The sequence below is a fragment of the Thalassotalea sp. Y01 genome (assembly GCF_012932945.1).
In the GTDB taxonomy this organism is placed as follows: domain Bacteria; phylum Pseudomonadota; class Gammaproteobacteria; order Enterobacterales; family Alteromonadaceae; genus Thalassotalea_A.
In genome coordinates this window covers 407,214-427,229 of the sequence record NZ_JABBXG010000001.1, presented here as the reverse complement: position 1 = coordinate 427,229, position 20,016 = coordinate 407,214, and the positions used below count along the sequence as shown (strand labels likewise).

Genomic DNA, 20,016 nt, shown 5'->3' with positions numbered 1-20,016 from the left:
CTGACAATTAAAGGCTATTGCTGCCCTTTGAGACAATGCTCTTTGGCCACTGCAATTAACTGCATCGCAGTTTGCTCACAGTGCTGTTGTTCTTGCTGATAATCGTTTATCGGGGTAACGCGTTCACCCCATTTGATGTAGGTTGCAGCCCAGGTTAAGCCGGCACCAAAGGCAGCAGACATGATATTAGCTCCCGGTTTTACCATGCCTTGTTCAACGGCTTCGCACAGTGCCAGAGGGATGGTTGCCGCTGATGTATTACCGTACTTATTAATGTTGATCATCACCTTATCATCATCAACTTTCAGCTTTTGTTGTAAGGTTTCAATGATACGGGCATTGGCTTGGTGTGGAATTAAAACGTCGATATCATCGACGGCTAATTTAGCGTTGCTGAGCACAGCTTCTGTTGCTCGGCCCATACCACGTACTGCGCGTTTGAAAATTTCAGGTCCTTCAAAGTCAATATCCAATGCGCTCGGTGGGCTTACATAGCGATCCATGTCGGTACCGAAATTGCTGACTTTTAGGATATCCCTAGCGGATGAGTCACAACCAATTTTAGACTCTAACATGCCCAGTGGCTGATCTGTCGCTTCTAGCACGACCGCACCGGAACCATCACCAAATAATACCGCGGTATCGCGTTTCGCCCAATTGATAAACCAGGTCATGCGTTCTGCACCGATCACCAAAGCGCGTTTGACCATGCCCATACGAATTTGTGCTGTTGCTGATTGCAAGGCATAAATAAAACCCGAGCAGGCTGCACTGACGTCGTAGCAAGCTGCCTGATTGGTGCCTAATAACTGTTGCACTCTAGAGGCTGTATTCGGTACCAGCAAATCCGGAGTACAGGTGGCAACGACGATCATATCGATATCATCGGCTTGGAGTCCGGCTCGCGCTAACGCTTGTTTTGCAGCTAGAGTCGACATTTCAGCGGTATTAATATGTGATATACGGCGGTTTCTAATACCGGTACGAGTCGAAATCCACTCGTCATTGGTATCCATGAATGTCGCGAGGTCATCATTGGTTAAAATACTTGGTGGCGTGTATTTGCCCCAGCCGGTAATTTCTGCGTACTGCATAGTCAATCCTGAGATACTCTAAGTTTCGCTAATTAATATAATGTAAAACGGACTGTTTTACATTGTAAATGGTGGTGTTCATTGTTCAATCAACCTGGCTATTTATCTATTATTCAATGACATAGAGATAGATAGCGAGAAAATGACAGATGCTGCCAGCAAGTACAAAGACGTGCCATATGGCGTGATTGAAAGGAATTTTTCTAAATGCGTAAAATACCGCGCCTAAAGTGTAGGCTGCGCCACCACTGGCCAGCAATATCAAACCACCGACAGCAACGTTAGCTAACATTTGTGGTGCGGCGATAACGACCAACCAGCCCATGGCTAGGTATGTTAACAACGACACTTTAGGAAATCGTTGTTTGAATATAAGTTTGAAGCTGATGCCAACGATGGCTAACGTCCATACTACCGACAAGAGCGAATAGCCCCAAGCACCTTTTAAACTGATCAACATAAATGGCGTATAGGTACCGGCAATTAATAAATAAATGGCACAGTGGTCAAGTAGCTTTAATACTTGTTTAATTTGCGTATGTGCAATGGCGTGATACAAGGTGGAAGCGAGAAATAAAATAACCATCGAACTGCCGTAAACAATGGCACTGGTCATCTGCACCGCATCATTAGCAACCATAATCATTAAAGTAAGTGCGGCAACACTTAAAAGAGCGCCTATGCCGTGGGTAATGGCATTTACTAATTCTTCTGCCAATGAATAAGCAGGGTTAGTATTCGAATCTGTTTTGCTGTTCATGTTACGCCATTTTGTTGCTAAATCGGTAAACGCCTTAATGTGTAGGCTTGAGCAACAAGTATGACCAGTTGCTGCGTAAAATTCAAATATAAAAAAACCTGTTATCGAAACAGGTTTTTTAATCTCTTGGAATATAGCGCATTCTATTTATCAGGACTCTTCAAGTAGATGTTCCAGAGAGCCGTTGTAAAAATCAATTTCTTTTTCCAGCTCCATTTTTTCTCTAAGTTGCTCAATCTCACGCCATTTACGCTTTTGTTTGCTTTTTGACTTCGATTTACCTTCAATGACTTCCATGATGCTATCAATTGGATCCATGACAAAGCTCCTTATTTTTTATTTTTATTGCCAGCGAGAATGAACTCGTCGACTTACAACGTCACCTTCTTGATACCATAGTAAAAATTAAAATAAAACACTTTTTTCACAATTAAATAATAAAAAAGTCGAATTTGGCGACTTTTTAATCAATTAGCAACTTTTGCTTAAAAAAAGTGTGCTTCTGGTACTTTAACTGAACTAACTATGGCTAATTTATAATAGCTCGCTTAATTTTTGTTCTAGTTTAATTTGATCTGCGGTGAAACCACGGATGCCTTCAGCCAATTTTTCGGTGGCCATAGCATCTTCGTTCATTTGCCAACGGAACGTCGCTTCATCCATTGCAACTAAGCGATCTTGGCCGGTTTGCGCGGCAACTAACTTACGCTTAACAGCGCCTTCACCTTGCTCTAGTTCAGCCAATAGCTGCGGGCTAATGGTTAATCTATCGCAACCGGCTAATTCAAGAATCTCTTCTTTATTTCTGAAACTGGCGCCCATGACAACGGTGTTATAACCGTGTTGCTTGTAGTAGTTGTAGATTTTGGTTACCGACACAACACCTGGATCTTCATGCGCCGGATAGCTTTCACGACCTTCTGCTTTTTTGTACCAATCAAGGATACGGCCGACAAACGGTGAAATAAGGTATACCCCAGCTTCGGCACAAGCTTGTGCTTGAGCAAAGCTAAATAATAAGGTCAAATTACAATTGATGCCTTTTTGCTCTAATACTTCAGCGGCACGAATGCCTTCCCACGTTGAGGCCATTTTGATCAGGATACGGTCTTTGCTAATGCCTTGTTGTTGATACAATTCAATCAATCGTTCTGCTTTGGCGATGGTCGCTTGTGTATCGAATGATAGTCTGGCATCCACTTCCGTCGATATGCGACCAGGGACGACTTTTAATATTTCCACACCTATCAATACCGATAGCATATCGCCGGCGTCCATAATTTGCTGCGATGAATCGTTTGATTGTGACTTAGCGTAATCGACAGACGCTGTCAGCAAGCTTTGGTAATCATCCAAGTCAGCTGCTTTCAATAACAAGGAAGGATTGGTGGTCGCATCGATCGGTTTGAATTGGGCAATAGCACCGACATCACCGGTGTCGGCAACAACCGTTGTCATTGCTTTCAATTGTTCTAATTGGGAAGTCATAAATACCGCATTCCTTATTATCTATGTAATTATGTTTCGTAATACTTTTCAAAAAGTTAGCTTTGATACAGGTTTTCAACTGTAAGTGTTGTAAAATTACCAAAATTTATCAATAGCCACCAGCTCTTGTTAGAACTAAATACGCTTGTTCACTAAAAATTCATCTAAAGGAGGTCGTCGCTTTATTATTTTTGTGCACAAGGCTCTTATTTTGCTGTTGTTTTACGTGTTATAGTTTTGCTTCATCGAATTTTTTAATTACAAAAAGATAGAGCAAAACCATGTTAATTGTTGTATCCCCTGCTAAGAACCTTGATTACGAATCTGAGCTAGTTACTGAAAAGTATAGTCAACCTGATTTATTAGAGTATAGCCAAGAATTGATTGATCGCTGTATTGAACTTACACCAGCGCAAATCGGTTCTTTGATGAGTATTTCAGATAAGCTTTCAGGCCTTAATGCGGCGCGTTTTGCCGAGTGGTCTCAGCCTTTTAGTCCTGACAATGCCAGACCTGCGGTATTGGCTTTTAATGGTGATGTTTACACCGGTTTGGACGCAAAATCATTTACTGAAACGGACTTTGATTTTGCACAACAGCATCTGCGTATATTGTCTGGTTTGTATGGCTTATTAAAACCTTTGGATTTAATGCAAGCTTATCGACTTGAAATGGGTACCAAGCTCGATAATAAGCGTGGCAAAAATCTGTATGAATTTTGGGGCACGGTGATCACTGACAAACTAAATCAAGCCATTGCCGCCCAAGGTGACGATGTATTGATTAACTTAGCCTCTAATGAGTACTTCAAATCGGTAAAGAAAAAGCAATTACAAGCGAACATTATTACCCCAGCCTTTAAAGATTGGAAAAACGGTCAATATAAAATGATCAGTTTCTTTGCTAAAAAAGCCCGTGGTCTTATGGCGCGTTACATTATCGACAAACAAATCACTGACCTTGAACAATTGAAACAGTTCGATGTCGATGGTTATGGCTACAATGACGCAATGTCGACGCCGACTGAACCCGTGTTTACGCGCAAATTGGTAGAATAATAACAGCACCAGCAAAAGGGATTGTCATGCTGACATTACTGGCTAAATTTTTTAAGGCGCTCAATTCTGAGAGCTCCCCTCGACAAATAGCCTTAGCGGTAGCGCTGGGGATGATTGTTGGCTTAACACCGACATTGAGTTTGCATAATGTCTTACTGTTATTAATTGCGTTCCTAATACGCATTAATTTAAGTGCATTCTTTGTCTCTATTGCGGTGTTTTCAATCTTGTCTTTATTACTGGCAACGCCGATGGCGTTGCTCGGTGACAGCTTATTGTTATCGCAACACTTGCAGGCTTTTTGGCAAAGTCTGTATCAAGTTGATGTGCTTAAACTCGCTCATTTTCATAACACGCTAACCTTAGGTTCTTTGGTCAGTGCCATCATAGCGTTTATCCCGGTGTACTTGTTAGCGACGTTATTGGTGCAACGTTACCGACATCATATGATGCAATTTATAGAACGATTTAAAATTGTGCAAATGCTTAAAGGTTCGCGTTTTTATAAGGTTTATCAGAGCCTAAGTGGTGAGGGCAGCTTGTAATGAATCATTATTTTAGATGGCAAGGACTTGCAGGCTTTTTCGCTACGTTGACCGCGTTAGCGGCTATCTTATGGGGGTTGGCACCGAGTATTGTTAAACTGTCGATTGAGCAGGGCGGCAGCTGGTATTTTGGTGCTCAAGTGAATGTTGAGTCGGTTGAAATCGACTACACACCATTCAAAGTTGATGTCAGTGACCTGGCCGTAACGGACAACAGCAAACCAAGTCATAATCTATTTAGCTTTGAGCACGCCAGCGCCAGTGTCGATGTTTGGCAATATGTATTCGGGCGGGTAGTGATCGACGATTTAAATATCACTGGTTTGGCATTTGACTCACAACGAGCTTCTGCTGGTGAGGTCTATAGGGACAGCAATACCAGTATTGCGCAACACACTGGACAATCACTAAAGCGTCAATTGCCTGCGGTCGAACAATCGCTGCCGAATGTAAAAGACATTCTCAATGACAGTGATTTGCTCAGCGTCAAAGCGTCCAAACAACTACAACAACTGTATCATGATGAAAAGCAAAAATTACTTGCCTTGGAGTCCCAGCTACCGGATGACGAGCGCCTTAAAGCTTATGAACTGAAAGTCAAAAAATTGGTCGATAGTAAGGTTAAGTCGCTCGACGACGTGGCAAAAGTAAAAGCTGAGCTGGATCAACTGAAGTCGCAATTTAAGCAAGACAAGAAGCTGATAAAACAAGCCAAAAATCAATTAACACAGAGTAAAGATGTTATAGCTCAGGCTGTTAAAGATGCACATCAGGCACCAGAAAAAGACTGGCAGTATCTGCAAACCAAATATCAGTTAGACAAAATTGACAATGCTGACTTTGCGCACATTTTGTTTGGTGAGCAGGCGCGAGAATACTACCGAGCGGCGGAAACGATTTATAATAAGTTAGCGCCGTATCTGCAACAAAAATCACAGCAGAGCGCTGAGCAAAAAGCACAACAACAGCAGAGTTTAGCTGCCGGCCGATTTGTTCATTTTAATGACAATAACCCTTTACCTGATTGGTTGATTAAAAATGCTGAGTTCAGCTTAAAACTGCCACAAGGGACCTTTCAATTCTCTTTGCAAGAAGTTACCGCGCAGCATTGGATACGCAATAAACCGACCTTGATGACCGTCGCAACAAGAGATTTGTTAAAAGGTGGAAACGGTCAGTTGCAGGCTAATATTTTTAATCATCCAGATAGCTATAAGGTTGATGGTGATTACCTGTTTGAGCAGGTACCAGTAAATAACGCCAAATTGCGTGAACAAGACAGTTTTGCTTTATCGCTTGATACTGCCAATATCGCTGGTGTCGGGCAATTTGCTATTGAGCCTCAAGGGGTGGTGAACGTTAATCAATTTAAATTAGTCGACGCGCACTATTCGGGACATGCTGACTCCAGTATCGGTCAAGCCTTGCTTGCCAGTGTCAGTGATATCGATAACTTCGACTTATCGGTTGAATTAAGCGGTGATATCAGTGCGCCAGATATGCGTGTTGCATCGGATCTTGATGGCATCATCGGCCAAGCGGTCAATAAGCAATTGCAAGCCCAACTCAATCGCTTTCAAACGGATTTGCAAACCGGTTTAAATGATAAGGTCGCAAGTGCACTGAATAGCTCACAAACCGATGCGGCACAGATTGCCGATATGGAATTACTATTAACGGATACCGACCAAGCATTGGATAAACTATTAAAAGCCAATGTCACCAACAATAAGAAAAAAGAGTTGGAAGACAAGTTAAAGAAAAAACTTGGTAAGCTGTTTGGTTAACCAGTATAAAAGGTTTAAAGACGATTAAAAAAGGAGGCTCATGCCTCCTTTTTTATTGATTATTGACTGGGCGGGCTGTAACAACCTTCGCTTGCCATTTGCTCAACCTTGTATAGTTGTAGGTATTGCTTGCCATCGTATTGCCAAATGCCTTTATTACTGCTTAAGTAGGTTTGCTCATCATGGTGTTCAATACCGGTTAACATACCTATTTCTGCAGGTAGCTGATACTCCGTTAGCGTCATGGTTGACGGTTTCAGTCGCCAGTTTTTAGCTCCATCGGTGAAAATCACACTATCCTGGTGCACGTTAAAGTGAAGCAGATTATCGATGCTTAACTCTTGTTCTATCGACAAATCATCCTGTTTTAATTTTTGAATGCCCTGATTACGCATAAACAACAACGTATTGTCGACATACACTAGACGTAAACCATTGACATCTTCTTGCATCAGTTGCCAATCGTCCTGATGATATGTCAGCAAAAGATTGACCGTACCGGATCCCGTATATGCGTCAAATAAGGTCACCAATGTATCCCGTTCATAAATGTATTGCGCATCTTGCAAAAAGCGAACGTTTATAGGTAATTCATTTTTATCGACATATAAATCATGCCATTGATTTAAATCCGTAGAATAACTAACTTGCTCTTCCCAGAACGATTCTATGATAAAGCTTTGCTCGGAGCTGGCACTGAGATAATAGGGTTCGCGTTCATAGCCTTTGGCAAAGTTTTCAACCAAGTTATAGCCTTGATAAACCTCACCATTAGAAGTGAATAATTTGTCGTCGACAGAATAGACGGATGTAGAGCTGATTTGCCCCATCCCGTTGTGCTCAAATGTGTGGCCAAGACAATACACGGCATCGAAATTCATGTCTTCAACCATATACAGAGACTGCTTATGGACAAAGTAAAAATCGCCATCAACACTGGCTAATGAATTGATATTGCCTTCAATAGGGAAGGGCTGCCTAGGAATATGCTCATCGACTTCATTGTCAGGGCCTCCACCGCAACCGAACAATAACATTGAAGAAAGCATGTAGATAGGCCGTTTGAATTTACTCATAACATTCCTTTGCATTATTAGTGCTGAAATTACGACTGTGATTGTCTTATATAGTTCAACTAAGTTTCTAAATTATATGCTTTTTTTGGACATAAAAAAGGTGAACCTGGATTTGAGGTTCACCTTTAAGAAGCATTGCAGCAGGGCTGAAAGGGCTTAGGATTTTTGCGATTTCTTACGGGCTTTCTTATCTTTCTTACGCTTTTTCGCCAGCTTTTGCTGGCGCGTTAAGCCGGCATTTTTTTTGACTTTTTGCTTTGGCTTTTTCTTACTTGGTACTCGTGCTTCTTTATGCAGAGGACGCAAGCCGTCGATAACTCGACGTTGCAAGCGTTGATCAGTGAAGCGTTCAATTTTTGCGAGATAAACGACATCATGAGCTTCGACTAAGGTAATTGCCGTGCCTTTTTTACCGGCTCGACCGGTGCGACCGATACGGTGCACATACACATCCGCTTTGCGTGGTAAGTCAAAGTTAATAACGTGGGTTATATCATCGATATCAAGACCTCGAGCGGCAACATCGGTGGCGACTAGGATATTAACCTCGCCATCTTTGACGCGTGCGACGGCGTTGTTGCGCTTATCTTGTGGCATTTCGCCTTCGAGCCATGCATTAGATAAATTTTCACTTTGCAGCTTGCCAGATAAAAACTGCACGGTTTCGCGTTTGTTTGCAAAAATAACCGCACGTTTGACGCTTTCATCATTAAGCAATGCAACCAACAGGTCAATTTTATGCTCTTTGCTATCAGCAAGGTGCACCCATTGGTGTATTTTGGCTTTTTCTTTGCGTGATGGATCCGACTCTAAATAGACTGGCTCTTCGAGGATCTCTTTAGAAAAACGAATGATACCGGCACCAGCTAAGGTCGCCGAAAACAACAATGATTGTTTACGCCATCTCGCTTCACCAGCAATGCGGTGAATATTATCGCTAAAACCCATGTCTAGCATGCGATCGGCTTCATCCAATACCAAGATTTCGACTTCACGGGCATCAAACTGCTCGTTATCGATATACTCAAGCAAACGCCCCGGTGTGGCAATTAAGATATCGGTAGTTTTGGTCAAGATTTCCTTATGCGAGCCATAATTAACACCACCTGTAATCAGGCCAATTTTAATATCAGTAAGTTGTGTTAATAACTCTGCCTGCTGAAAAATTTGTGTCGCCAATTCACGAGTGGGCGCCAAAATAAGTACTCTTGGGTAACCTGGCTTGGTGCGCGGATAATCCAGTAAATGTTGCGCACACGGCAATATAAATGCTGCAGTTTTACCTGTGCCGGTAGGCGCTGAAGCAAGCACGTCTTTGCCGGCCATAGCTTCTGGCAATACCAGCTGCTGAATTGAGGTTGGCTTTTTAAATCCGGCTTTATCACAGCCACCAACTAACGCATCATCTAAATCAAATTGTGCAAACATGAAGGGGAGACCTTAAACCACTGTGGGTATTTATTTTTTACAAGTATATCGTACTTTTAATGATTAACCTTGTTTTGCAAATACTTGCATTGCCGCAAGGTGAAGTGCAATAGGGGGTTAATCGTTAAGCAATTGCTGAATTTCAGTGAGGATCTGCTCGCACCATTGTTGTATGCGATCATCCGTCTTATCGTATTGGTTTTCATCGTCAAGAGATAAGCCGACAAAATAGTCACCGTCTTCGCTTAACGCTTTTGAATCTTCAAATTCATAGCCTTGGTTTGGCCAGTAGCCAACTATGTCGGCACCACAGGCAATAACCACATCGTGCAGCATGCCAAGCGCGTCTTGAAACCACTGACCGTAACCTTCTTGGTCACCAAGACCAAATAAAGCCACTATCTTGCCGTTTAGGTTTAGCGCTTCGGCGTCCGTCCATTTTGATTCCCAGTCTTCTTGCAATTCGCCAAAATCCCAAGTGGAAATACCAAAAATGATGATATCATAGTCTTGGCAGTCGCTAAGAGGTGCATCTTTTATATTGAAAATATCCACCAAGTCCGCGCCCAAAGCCGCCTGAATTTTTTCAGCCGCCATTTCGGTGTAGCAGGTTGTTGAGCCGTAAAACAAGCCTATTTTCATCGTAAAACTGTACCTTAATAATTTGAGCCGCGATTCTACCGCAAATTGCATGCAGATCCTATGATCTCAGTAGAGAAAAAATGCCAGTTTGTTAATGTCGGCTATATAACTCATATTTTCCCCCGTTTAACGGTTTTTAACGACATTATTAGCGACTTTATAACTATACTTGGTAAACAGGCTGTTAAAACTTGGCAAAAGCGGCAATTCATTGTTTTTTTTCTGGTGTTTACCTTGCATTTACATCAAAAGGGCAGTAATTTTATGCGCAGTTTTCTGGTCTGTATGTTGCAGGTGTCACGAACAGTGTCGACGAATAGGTTTTACAGTTGGTCTTTGACATGGTGCACATTATTTCAACATTAAAAACATATGGACATATAACGTCAATGACTGGCGTTTATTGCAGCAAGGTTTAAATTATGAAGTTAGCAAAATTATTAATCACTATTGTGTCTGGCGTATTGTTATCTATGTCAGTGCATGCCGAAGACGCGAACAGTAAAATTGAAGCGAATTTGGCAAAAATTGGTCTTGAAGTTGAGAGCATTAAAGCATCAAAAATGGACAATGTTTACGAAGTGTTTACCAACCAAGGGCTGTTTTATAGTTCTGCGGATGGTTCATTTTTGATTCAAGGTAAGCTTTATCAAATTCAAGAAGCCGGTATCGCCTCGCTAACCGAAGAAGCATTGGCTGAGCAACGTGTTGCCGGTATGGAGCGCTTCTCTGAGTCGATGATTGTTTTCCCTGCCACAGAAGAAAAATACCAAATGACGGTATTTACCGATTTGACCTGTGGTTATTGCCGTAAGCTTCATAATCAAATGCAAGCTTATAATGATATGGGTATTACCGTGCGCTACCTTGCGTTCCCTCGTGGTGGCTTGAACAGTAAGTCGTACACCGATATCCGCAGCGTGTGGTGTAGTGATGATCAACAATCGGCCATGACTCGCGCTAAAGGTGGCTCGCAAATCGACCAGAAAATTTGTAAGCAACCGGTTGGTGAGCAATACGAATTTGGTAAAAAGATCGGTGTATCAGGCACACCAGCAATTATGTTGGATGATGGTCTAATGGTTCCAGGTTATAAAACGCCTGAACAAATGAAGCAAATTCTTGAAGCCTATAGTGCGCAAAAAGGTTAATCGATAACCTAATGTTTACCGATAAAGGCGCCGTTGGGCGCCTTTATTATATGTCATGCGATTTCAATCAAAGTGATCACTCACCTGTCTCTTCTTTTGTTGGGCATTTCGCGATACTCTAAATTTCTTTATAGCTATGCAACACCTGTTTAATGACACACAGGTGGTCATGGTTTGATTAACTTTCATTACGGATTGGTATGGATAAGCAAATTCGTCGTCGTCAACAACCGTCAGATATTGGTTTTGGTGAAGATTTACACCCTATATTAAGACACATCTATGCCAGTCGTGGCATTACCAAGCAAGAGCAGCTTGAACAAGCGCTGACGGTTATGTTGGCGCCGAAACAGTTGCTAGGCATCGAGCAAGCCGCAGATATTTTAATTGATGCAATAGACAATAAGCAGCGCATCATTATCGTTGGTGACTTTGATGCCGATGGCGCAACAAGTACGGCATTGATGATGCAAGGGCTTGGTTTATTAGGCTCGGCGAATCACGACTTTATTGTCCCCAATCGATTTGAATACGGATATGGCTTAACGCCGGAAATTAGTGACCTAGCCAAACAGGCTGGCGCTGACGTTATCGTTACCGTCGACAACGGCATAAGCTGTTATGAAGGTGTTGAACGCGCTAAACAACATGGTTGTACTGTGGTTATCACCGACCATCATTTACCTGGGGCGAAATTGCCGCCGGCTGACGCGATTGTTAACCCCAATCAAAAAGGCTGTAACTTTGCCTCAAAAGCATTGGCTGGGGTAGGTGTCGCGTTTTATTTGATGCTAATGATGCGCCAACGTATGCGTGAGACAGATTATTTTGCCGAGCATAACCTGAGCGAACCTAACTTGGCGGTTTTACTTGATTTAGTTGCCCTTGGCACGGTTGCTGATGTGGTCAGCTTAGATCAAAACAATCGCATTCTCGTCGCTCAAGGGCTAAAGCGTATCCGCGCTGGCGCTACGCGCCCAGGGGTAGAGGCATTGATTGAAGTGGCCGGTAAGAACCAGCAAAAATTACACGCCAGCGATTTTGGTTTTGGCTTAGGACCAAGGCTGAATGCCGCTGGACGACTTGATGATATGAGCTTGGGCATTAAGTGCTTGCTGGCTGATGATATGTATCAGGCCAGAGTCATTGCCGCGCAATTAGATGACCTCAACAAAGAACGTCGCCAGATTGAGCAGGGCATGCAGGTTGAAGCAGAACAAATCTTACAGAAATTAAATTTTGCTCAGGATAATCTCCCCGGCGCATTAGCCTTGTATCAAGACGATTGGCACCAAGGGGTGATAGGCATTGTCGCTGGGCGAATAAAAGAGAAATATCATCGCCCAACGGTGGTCTTTGCTCAAGGTGATGAAGGCACAATTAAAGGCTCGGCTCGGTCAATTCCTGGCCTGCATATTCGCGATTTGCTCGAGTACATGGACAGCCAACATCCAAGGTTAATTGCTAAGTTTGGTGGTCATGCAATGGCTGCGGGCTTAACCATTGGCGAGCAAGACTTTGTTCGCTTTCAACAATTATTCAGCCAATACGCTGCAGAAAAGCTAAGTGATGACTTACTGCAAGGGGTGGTGCTATCCGATGGTGAGTTGCAGCCCAGCTACCTCAACCTAGATTTTGCCGAGTTATTAAAACAGGCAGGCCCTTGGGGACAAAATTTTCCAGAGCCTGTATTCGACAATACCTTTACCTTAGTGCAACAACGTATTGTTGGTGACAAACATTTGAAATTGGTGGTGCAGTTAGGAGACCTTGTCGTAGACGCTATTGCCTTTAACGTTGATTTAAGCCAGTGGCCGAATCATCAGTGTCAGTCACTGCATATCGCGTATAAGCTTGATATAAATGAGTTTCGAGGCCGGCAAACAGTGCAATTGATGGTGGAACATTTACAGGCGCTATGATCTTGCTTGGTCGGCTCAACAAGATCCCAGTCATTTGTAACTTTTTTAGTGAAAAGCCCGTGCCAATCTGTATTCTGCGGTGCAGATAAGCTACAATGCGCGACTATTAATTACTATGCGACTTTTGTAACTTTTGATGTTTGAAATCAATCCTATACTAAACCAGATAAAGGACATTCGTGAACGTACCCAAGTACTTCGCACTTATCTGGATTACGAGCAAAAAGCAGAACGTTTGGTTGAGGTTAGCCGTGAGTTAGAGCAACCCGACGTTTGGAATGAACCAGAACGTGCTCAAGAGCTAGGTAAAGAGCGCAGTTCGTTGGAGTTGGTAGTTAAAACCATTGACGATATGGACTCGGGCTGCGAAGACATTCAAGACTTGGTTGAGTTAGCGGTTGAAGAAAGCGATGAAGAAACCTTAGACGAGGCTGTCGCCGAATTGGCTGATTTAGAACAGCAATTGGCAACACTTGAGTTTCGTCGCATGTTTTCCGGTAAGCAAGATGAAAACGATTGTTATCTAGATATTCAAGCGGGATCTGGCGGTACCGAAGCACAAGATTGGGCCAATATGTTAATGCGCATGTACCTACGTTGGGGTGAAGCGCATGGCTTTAAAGTCGAAGTGATGGAAGAAACCGACGGCGATGTGGCAGGCATTAAAGGCTGTACCATCAAGTTTTCTGGCGAATATGCCTTTGGTTGGTTGCGTACCGAAACCGGCGTGCATCGTTTGGTACGAAAATCGCCATTTGATTCTAACGCTCGTCGTCATACCTCGTTTGCATCGGCATTTATTTACCCTGAGATTGATGACAATATCGAGATTGATATAAACCCTGCGGATTTGCGTGTCGATACCTTTAGAGCCTCTGGCGCCGGTGGTCAACACGTAAATAAAACCGATTCAGCGATTCGTATTACCCACGAGCCTACCGGTGTTGTGGTGCAGTGTCAGGCTGACCGCTCTCAGCATAAAAATAGGGCGCAGGCGATGAAGATGCTTCAAGCAAAATTATACGAACTGGAAATACAAAAGCAAAACGAAGACAAGCAAGTCATGGAAGAAGGTAAATCGGATATTGGCTGGGGCAGTCAGATCCGTTCCTACGTGCTTGATGATAGTCGCATTAAAGATTTACGAACCGGTGTTGAGTCGCGCAATACGCAAGCGGTACTTGACGGCGCTTTGGACCCATTTATTGAAGCCAGTTTGAAGTCTGGCCTGTAATTTACGAGAAACGACAATGACAGAACAAGTTAAAGACGAAAACAAATTAATCGCTGAACGTCGTGGCAAGCTGGAAAGTATTCGCAGCAATTGCCCGGCCAACGGTCATCCGAACGACTTTGATCGCGAGCATTACGCAGGTGATATTCAAGCTGCGCACGGCGAAAAAGATAAAGAGCAATTAGAGCAAGACAAGCTGGTTTTTGCTGTTGCTGGTCGCGTGATGGCCAAGCGTGGTCCTTTCTTAGTATTGCAGGACATGTCTGGTCGCATTCAAGCCTATGCGGATAAAACCGTACAAAAAGACATCAAGGCGCGTTGGGGCGTATTAGATATCGGTGACATCATTGGTGTTAAAGGTGAGCTAAGCAAGTCGGGCAAAGGCGATTTGTATATCAACATGCAAGATTATCAATTGCTGACCAAATCATTGCGCCCGTTACCTGAAAAATATCACGGTTTATCGGATCAGGAAATGAAATATCGTCAACGTTACGTTGACTTGATCATTAACCAAGAAACTCGCAATACCTTTGAAGTCCGTTCAAAAATTGTAAATGGTATCCGTAAATTTTTGACTGATCGCAACTTTATGGAAGTGGAAACGCCAATGTTGCAAACCATCCCAGGTGGTGCAACAGCGAAACCGTTTGAAACCTTCCACAATGCCTTGGACATCGACATGTTCTTGCGTATTGCCCCAGAGCTTTACTTAAAGCGTCTTGTGGTGGGCGGCTTTGAGCGTGTATTCGAAATCAACCGTAACTTCCGTAACGAAGGTTTATCGACACGCCATAACCCAGAATTTACCATGATTGAATTCTATCAAGCTTACGCCGATTACAACGACTTGATGAACTTGACCGAAGATATGTTACGTACTTTGGCTGAAGATATTCTTGGTGATGCCGTGGTACGTAATACGGTGAAAAACGCTGAAGGCGAAGTCATTGAAGAGAAATTCTATGACTTTGGTAAGCCATTTGCTCGTTTATCGATGATGGACGCTATTTTGACCCATGCACCAGAGCTGGATGAAGCGGTTATTCGCGATCCAGAAAATCGCTTTGATGAATTACGTGCGATTGCCAAGCAAGTTGGCGTGAAAGAGCCGGAAGGTGAAAACGTTTGGGGTGCTGGTAAATACTTATGTGAAATCTTTGAAGAAGTGGCTGAGCATAAACTGGATCAACCAACCTTTATCACTGAGTACCCGTGGGAAGTATCACCACTGGCTCGTCGTAACGATGATAACCCGTTTATCACTGACCGATTTGAGTTCTTTGTTGGTGGCCGTGAACTTGCCAATGGCTTTAGCGAGCTAAATGATGCTGAAGATCAAGCCGCTCGCTTTAGAAAGCAAGTTGAAGAAAAAGACGCTGGTGATGATGAAGCAATGCACTTTGACGAAGATTACATTACCGCGCTTGAATACGGTTTACCACCAACAGCGGGTGAAGGTATAGGTATCGATCGCTTAGTGATGCTGTTTACCGACTCACCAACGATTAAAGACGTCATATTGTTCCCGCACATGCGTCCTTTAGCTGAGTAAGTCTACTAGGTATTGGAAAATCCCGGTTCGCCGGGATTTTTTTTGGTTAATGATAACGATCGGCTATAATCAGCCGCCAGACAGTTGATAAAGAACACCTAATATATGGTAAAACAAGTAGGTAGCCGCACTTTGATGGGCTTTGACTTTGGTACTCGACATATCGGCATTGCCATTGGGCAGGAAATAACCCACAGCGCTCGAGGTTTGAAAGCCATTAAGGCACGAGATGGTATCCCTAATTGGGATGAAATTGGCAAACTGGTTAATGAGTGGCAACCGGATGTGTTGGTCATTGGCTTGCCTTTGAATATGGATGGCAGCGAACAACCTTTAACGGCACGGGCGCGAAAATTTGCAAACCGCCTGCATGGTCGCTTTGGCATTGCCATTGAGTTGCAAGATGAACGATTAACTACAGCCGATGCGAAAGAGCAGTTGTTCAGTGATGGCGGTTATCGCAACCTACAAAAAGATAATATTGACTGCATGTCAGCGGCCTTGATCCTGGAAAGCTTTATGGACAGTTAAGGTTGATAGCGTTACTTAAAGGTGTAACGCTGCATCTGCATATACTCAAGGATATCTTTATCTTGGGTTTGATTAGGTAGTTGCATTCGGTGACGATATTGTACCGAGGTATTACCCCATTCTAACTTGGCAAAATGTAGTGCTTTTTCTGCATGCATCAAAATTTCTTGCCAATCAAAACCACTAAAGCCGGTTTCGGTAATCCCCGCACTAACGGTTAGCTCAACGTGAAAGCCTACGCTATCTTTGGCATCGGTTTCAGCGATATATTGACGAAATTTTTCAGTCATATTATAAGCGCGTTGCATACGACAATTAGGCAATAAAATCGCATATTCATCGTTTCCTAGCTCACCAATAACCGCGTTGTCTGGAAAATGACTGCGGATATGTTTGACCACGTGGCGTAACATACGATTGGCAATATCCATACCATGGATATGATAAAACTGACGGAACATGTCGATGTTAACCACAACCATCGCGTGGCGCTGCTGCTGTTGTTCGGCACTTGCTAATCGGCGTTGAACAATCTCAATAAACGCTTCACGAGTGTATATACTGGTTATGGTACTGACTCTGGATTTTTGGATTGCTTGGCGCAAATAGGCTTTAGCGGTGCGAGTCATGCCGTGTACCCAATGGATATACTTAAACATCAGTAAAATCCCTACCCAAATCGCACCGGCAAAAATATAACCCCACCAGATCTCTTGCTTCACTTTTTCGGTAACTTGTAAGTCGGTTTTATTACGAGCAATAAAACTCTCAACACTCATCCACTTCTTTTCAACCGTGTGGCTGATTGCCTGATATAGTAGCGACTTTTCATTTTCGCTGTCGATAACACTGCGTTCAAATTGCATCAGCGCGGTTTGTCTTTCAAAACGAGATTTTGCGCTTAGGTAATCCGATAGAGCGAGATCCAATTTCATAGCGTTAAGCATTTGCGGGTGTTTTTTATGTCGTTGCATAAACGATAAGGCGATATCAACATATTCGCGAGCGCGTTGTTCGTCGCCCTCTTTGGCATAGACATTGGCTAAGTTTGCGGCATAGCGCAATATGTTAAGGCTGAATTCGCTGTTATAAACTTGCGGCCAGTATTGCGTTAATAAGCGCTTACCAATAGTAACTTCGCCATTACGGATATGCGCTGCGGCTTTAATGGCAACGATGTGCTGAGTAACCAAAGGCTCTTGTGCGACATTACACATACGTAGGGCTTCGACGAACTCTTGAGCGTTAGGATCAAGCTCGTTTAAGGCGAAAGCGGATTTGATTCGTTCACGATTAATAAAACACACTTGTCGGGCGGTCGGTAACTCACCTTTTGAGTTGAGCATTTTTTTAAACATGGCGATCGCCTGTTTATACTCGTGCATATCATTGTAGAATATCATGAATGTGATTAATGCATTGATATATATTGAGTTTCTACGGTTTATTGGCGCCAACGATTGCTTGGTAATGATGTACATCGCTGCCGCCATTTTATAATCTTCCTGCAATAAATGAATGCGCAACATATTGGCATTAGCACGTAAGCGAAAATTAAGGTTGGTTGAGCCGGCATTTTTGGAATGCATATCAATGGCTTCTTGATACTTACCTTCGATGGTTAACAAATAGGCTTGGATATAAACGTATTGCTCGGACTGACTGACGGTCATCCGATGGTTGTTCTCGTGTAAAATACTGAGAATTTCTCGACTACGTTGTAAATCGTTACTGCGAATTTCCAAGGCTTCGCGAATTAAGTCATCGAGTTGTTCTTTGTAGTAAATCGACGATATGGCCGAGGCGGCCTGAGTTTGTGGGCTGATACCGATACATAGGATCAGCGCCAATAACCATGATGTGAGTAACGCCTTAATTGGCGATGAATGCATTAACGCCATACTTGTTCCTCCTTAGTAGGGAAGAACACGCGGCGATCAGTCCAATCAACGCGGAAGGTGACAATGTTTTTCTCACCCCATTCCGCACGGGTCATCGCCATGCTCATATCGGTAAAGAAATATTTAGGGTTAAAATCACTGGTGATGCTGTCGGTAAGACCAATATATAGCGCTAAATCATCTTTGGAGTAACCCATAGATACCATCATATGCTGATACTGACGGTCAATTTTATGGGCAATTTCCTGCATCGCAACAATCAAGATATCGTGACGCACTAGGGTGAACTCATTACTACCAGTGCGTCCCACATGATGCTTTTTACATTGGTGTTGAAGCAGCAGTTTGGCGACCATTTTTAACACTTCGTCGCCTTGACGGTAACCGTAACGACGATTAAACCGGCGCATGCCTTTAAGGCGTAATTGCATTCCTGCGTAGTTAATCTTGTCGACTTTGATATTGACGTATGAACTGTATATCTGTTCGTGCAAATAACGGCGCGAAAGCAGCCCCGTTAAGATGTCTTTTTTCCACGCTTGTCGTTTGACCTTACCTAGACTGCGCAAGCGCACTTGACGAATATAAATCAGCAGGGCAATCAAACCGAGACCGAATAAGATGCCACCATAGCTAATAAGGTCATCATTGAATGAGTAAAATTCATTTGAGACTTGTTCAAATTTTTCGCGGGTATCCATTAAAACGTTGGCTTTACGGTCAGACAGTACTTGCATGGCATGAATATTTTGCATCACTTTGGCAAGCTGCAGTTCCCGCTGCAATAGCATGTTTAATTGATCTTCTTGGGTGGCGAGGTAACGTTGCTGTAGATCTAGGGCAAGATCAAATTGCTGCTGTTGATAAGCAAAGTCACTTAATTGCTTGAGCACTTTTTCCAAATCTATGGTGATATTGGGGGCCTGCAGCAAAAGCTCAAGCGTGTTATCAGCCATGGCTTGTGCTTTATCATATTGTTGTTTCTGCTGATAAATGCGCGACATTTCATTGTAATAAATAATGCGATGATCAATCAGGTTATGTTTGAAAATGGCGTCTTTATATTTATCTAATAATGATAGGGCTTGGTCCGCTAAGCCCATGTCATTAAATAGTCTTGCAGACACAACCGCTAATGAACTGGCAAAGATATATTCGCGCTGGCTGATGCAATAATCTGCGACTTGGGAGATGCTTTGTTGATCGTACTTGGCAAAATAAAAATGCATATCGGTTATTTCGATATTGACTTGCAGCGTGCACTTTTCGCGAGCATTAAAATGGTTGCGATCCAGTAACCGTTGATACAGAACAGCCCCTTCAAGGTTGCCAACACTAAACATGAAGTAGGCAATCGTGGCAAACATGTCACTGCGCTCACGCGGGCTAAGTTCCTCTTCGCCAAGCTGGGTCAGTAAGTCGACAACCTTTGAGCCTGCATGAATGTTGCCAGTAAGTAGGGCGACATTAAGCTGTTTCGATAGGCTTTCAACCTTGATATCATGATTTTCTGAGGCTTCGATAAAGCGATATAAACGCAAGGCATTGTATATCTCTTGTTCATGCAACAATAAGTTATAGGCCGATAATAAGGTCTTTCTTTCTCGCTCGTAATCATTAAGGGTGCCGTTGATATCACGCAGTTCCAGTTCGGCAATAATCGCCTGTAATAATTCTGGCGAACGGCTACGGTTAGCTTCGGCAAGAACATGCAAATCATCAACAGTTAGATCGGGTAATTGTTGTATTATCTCTTGGTGGTCCTGCTCCGCTGTTGTTTGAGCGAAGGCGGCTGTATTTGAGGCCAATAGCACACTGCATAATAGCAATGCACAACAGGTCTT

17 protein-coding genes are annotated in these 20,016 nt (G+C 43.1%); 8 read left to right on the top strand and 9 right to left on the bottom strand.

From position 1 onward, the window contains the following. Window positions 1-14 precede the first annotated feature (14 nt). The 4 genes from HII16_RS01635 to tal all read right to left on the bottom strand — a co-directional run bounded on the left by HII16_RS01635 (window position 15) and on the right by tal (window position 3,342). Window positions 15-1,094, bottom strand: coding sequence for a ketoacyl-ACP synthase III (locus tag HII16_RS01635; protein ID WP_169126883.1), 1,080 nt, complete (start codon window positions 1,092-1,094; stop codon window positions 15-17). A gap of 109 nt (window positions 1,095-1,203) precedes the next feature. Continuing rightward, on the bottom strand, window positions 1,204-1,854 hold the full coding sequence (locus HII16_RS01630; protein ID WP_169126881.1) for a hemolysin III family protein: 651 nt from the start codon (window positions 1,852-1,854) through the stop codon (window positions 1,204-1,206). Window positions 1,855-2,004: 150 nt separating this feature from the next. Then, a complete protein-coding gene (locus tag HII16_RS01625; RefSeq protein WP_169126879.1) occupies window positions 2,005-2,172 on the bottom strand; it encodes a DUF3545 family protein in 168 nt (55 codons plus the stop codon). A 216-nt stretch (window positions 2,173-2,388) separates the two neighbouring features. Further along, window positions 2,389-3,342, bottom strand: coding sequence for a transaldolase (gene tal, locus HII16_RS01620; RefSeq protein ID WP_169126877.1), 954 nt, complete (start codon window positions 3,340-3,342; stop codon window positions 2,389-2,391). Window positions 3,343-3,623: 281 nt separating this feature from the next. Here tal and yaaA point away from each other — a divergent pair, with 281 nt between their 5' ends. The 3 genes from yaaA to HII16_RS01605 are packed head-to-tail and all read left to right on the top strand — an operon-like array spanning window position 3,624 to window position 6,732. Continuing rightward, the gene (gene yaaA / locus HII16_RS01615) at window positions 3,624-4,400 is read left to right on the top strand and encodes a peroxide stress protein YaaA (protein ID WP_169126875.1); all 777 of its coding nucleotides are present in this window, start codon (window positions 3,624-3,626) and stop codon (window positions 4,398-4,400) included. A 26-nt stretch (window positions 4,401-4,426) separates the two neighbouring features. Beyond that, window positions 4,427-4,945, top strand: a complete 519-nt coding sequence (locus HII16_RS01610; RefSeq protein WP_169126873.1) for a TIGR03546 family protein — start codon at window positions 4,427-4,429, stop codon at window positions 4,943-4,945. Then, on the top strand, window positions 4,945-6,732 hold the full coding sequence (locus tag HII16_RS01605) for a TIGR03545 family protein (RefSeq protein WP_169126870.1): 1,788 nt from the start codon (window positions 4,945-4,947) through the stop codon (window positions 6,730-6,732). Before HII16_RS01610 ends, HII16_RS01605 begins: the two co-directional genes overlap by 1 nt. Before the next feature lie 59 nt (window positions 6,733-6,791). Here HII16_RS01605 and HII16_RS01600 read toward each other — a convergent pair whose 3' ends face one another. The 3 genes from HII16_RS01600 to fldB form a co-directional block, all read right to left on the bottom strand. Beyond that, window positions 6,792-7,808, bottom strand: a complete 1,017-nt coding sequence (locus tag HII16_RS01600; RefSeq protein WP_169126868.1) for a hypothetical protein — start codon at window positions 7,806-7,808, stop codon at window positions 6,792-6,794. Window positions 7,809-7,964: 156 nt separating this feature from the next. Continuing rightward, window positions 7,965-9,236: an ATP-dependent RNA helicase SrmB gene (gene srmB, locus HII16_RS01595; protein WP_169126866.1), complete on the bottom strand. Its 1,272-nt coding sequence runs from the start codon at window positions 9,234-9,236 to the stop codon at window positions 7,965-7,967. 117 nt (window positions 9,237-9,353) lie between these two features. Then, window positions 9,354-9,878 carry a flavodoxin FldB gene (gene fldB, locus HII16_RS01590; protein WP_169126864.1) on the bottom strand — a complete coding sequence of 175 codons (525 nt, stop codon included), beginning with the start codon at window positions 9,876-9,878 and terminating at the stop codon, window positions 9,354-9,356. A 422-nt stretch (window positions 9,879-10,300) separates the two neighbouring features. Between fldB and dsbC the strand changes: the two genes are divergently transcribed. From dsbC to ruvX, 5 genes are all read left to right on the top strand, one after another. Continuing rightward, a complete protein-coding gene (gene dsbC / locus HII16_RS01585) occupies window positions 10,301-11,029 on the top strand; it encodes a bifunctional protein-disulfide isomerase/oxidoreductase DsbC (RefSeq protein WP_169126862.1) in 729 nt (242 codons plus the stop codon). 200 nt (window positions 11,030-11,229) lie between these two features. Beyond that, window positions 11,230-12,951: a single-stranded-DNA-specific exonuclease RecJ gene (gene recJ, locus HII16_RS01580; protein WP_169126852.1), complete on the top strand. Its 1,722-nt coding sequence runs from the start codon at window positions 11,230-11,232 to the stop codon at window positions 12,949-12,951. Between the two features lie 136 nt (window positions 12,952-13,087). Further along, window positions 13,088-14,185 (top strand): peptide chain release factor 2, encoded by a 1,098-nt coding sequence (prfB, locus tag HII16_RS01575; protein WP_169126850.1) that lies wholly within the window; start codon window positions 13,088-13,090, stop codon window positions 14,183-14,185. Between the two features lie 16 nt (window positions 14,186-14,201). Then, window positions 14,202-15,740, top strand: coding sequence for a lysine--tRNA ligase (gene lysS, locus HII16_RS01570; protein ID WP_169126848.1), 1,539 nt, complete (start codon window positions 14,202-14,204; stop codon window positions 15,738-15,740). 105 nt (window positions 15,741-15,845) lie between these two features. Then, window positions 15,846-16,271 (top strand): Holliday junction resolvase RuvX, encoded by a 426-nt coding sequence (ruvX, locus tag HII16_RS01565; protein ID WP_169126846.1) that lies wholly within the window; start codon window positions 15,846-15,848, stop codon window positions 16,269-16,271. 11 nt (window positions 16,272-16,282) lie between these two features. Here the strand turns inward: ruvX and HII16_RS01560 are convergent, their stop codons facing one another. Then, complete coding sequence (locus HII16_RS01560; protein ID WP_169126844.1) at window positions 16,283-18,172, bottom strand: GGDEF domain-containing protein; 1,890 nt, start codon at window positions 18,170-18,172, stop codon at window positions 16,283-16,285. Further along, window positions 18,163-19,980, bottom strand: coding sequence for a diguanylate cyclase (locus tag HII16_RS01555; RefSeq protein WP_169126842.1), 1,818 nt, complete (start codon window positions 19,978-19,980; stop codon window positions 18,163-18,165). Before HII16_RS01555 ends, HII16_RS01560 begins: the two co-directional genes overlap by 10 nt. Window positions 19,981-20,016 lie beyond the last annotated feature (36 nt).

What these genes read in the sequence shown, in the direction of transcription:
- fldB (WP_169126864.1), bottom strand. Translation starts at nt 9,878, where the DNA reads ATGAAAATAGGCTTGTTTTACGGCTCAACAACCTGCTACACCGAAATG.
- lysS (WP_169126848.1), top strand. Translation starts at nt 14,202, where the DNA reads ATGACAGAACAAGTTAAAGACGAAAACAAATTAATCGCTGAACGTCGT.
- prfB (WP_169126850.1), top strand. Translation starts at nt 13,088, where the DNA reads ATGTTTGAAATCAATCCTATACTAAACCAGATAAAGGACATTCGTGAA.
- HII16_RS01600 (WP_169126868.1), bottom strand. Translation starts at nt 7,808, where the DNA reads ATGAGTAAATTCAAACGGCCTATCTACATGCTTTCTTCAATGTTATTG.
- HII16_RS01625 (WP_169126879.1), bottom strand. Translation starts at nt 2,172, where the DNA reads ATGGATCCAATTGATAGCATCATGGAAGTCATTGAAGGTAAATCGAAG.
- HII16_RS01635 (WP_169126883.1), bottom strand. Translation starts at nt 1,094, where the DNA reads ATGCAGTACGCAGAAATTACCGGCTGGGGCAAATACACGCCACCAAGT.
- dsbC (WP_169126862.1), top strand. Translation starts at nt 10,301, where the DNA reads ATGAAGTTAGCAAAATTATTAATCACTATTGTGTCTGGCGTATTGTTA.
- HII16_RS01560 (WP_169126844.1), bottom strand. Translation starts at nt 18,172, where the DNA reads ATGGCGTTAATGCATTCATCGCCAATTAAGGCGTTACTCACATCATGG.
- HII16_RS01610 (WP_169126873.1), top strand. Translation starts at nt 4,427, where the DNA reads ATGCTGACATTACTGGCTAAATTTTTTAAGGCGCTCAATTCTGAGAGC.
- HII16_RS01605 (WP_169126870.1), top strand. Translation starts at nt 4,945, where the DNA reads ATGAATCATTATTTTAGATGGCAAGGACTTGCAGGCTTTTTCGCTACG.
- yaaA (WP_169126875.1), top strand. Translation starts at nt 3,624, where the DNA reads ATGTTAATTGTTGTATCCCCTGCTAAGAACCTTGATTACGAATCTGAG.
- recJ (WP_169126852.1), top strand. Translation starts at nt 11,230, where the DNA reads ATGGATAAGCAAATTCGTCGTCGTCAACAACCGTCAGATATTGGTTTT.
- ruvX (WP_169126846.1), top strand. Translation starts at nt 15,846, where the DNA reads ATGGTAAAACAAGTAGGTAGCCGCACTTTGATGGGCTTTGACTTTGGT.
- HII16_RS01630 (WP_169126881.1), bottom strand. Translation starts at nt 1,854, where the DNA reads ATGAACAGCAAAACAGATTCGAATACTAACCCTGCTTATTCATTGGCA.
- tal (WP_169126877.1), bottom strand. Translation starts at nt 3,342, where the DNA reads ATGACTTCCCAATTAGAACAATTGAAAGCAATGACAACGGTTGTTGCC.
- srmB (WP_169126866.1), bottom strand. Translation starts at nt 9,236, where the DNA reads ATGTTTGCACAATTTGATTTAGATGATGCGTTAGTTGGTGGCTGTGAT.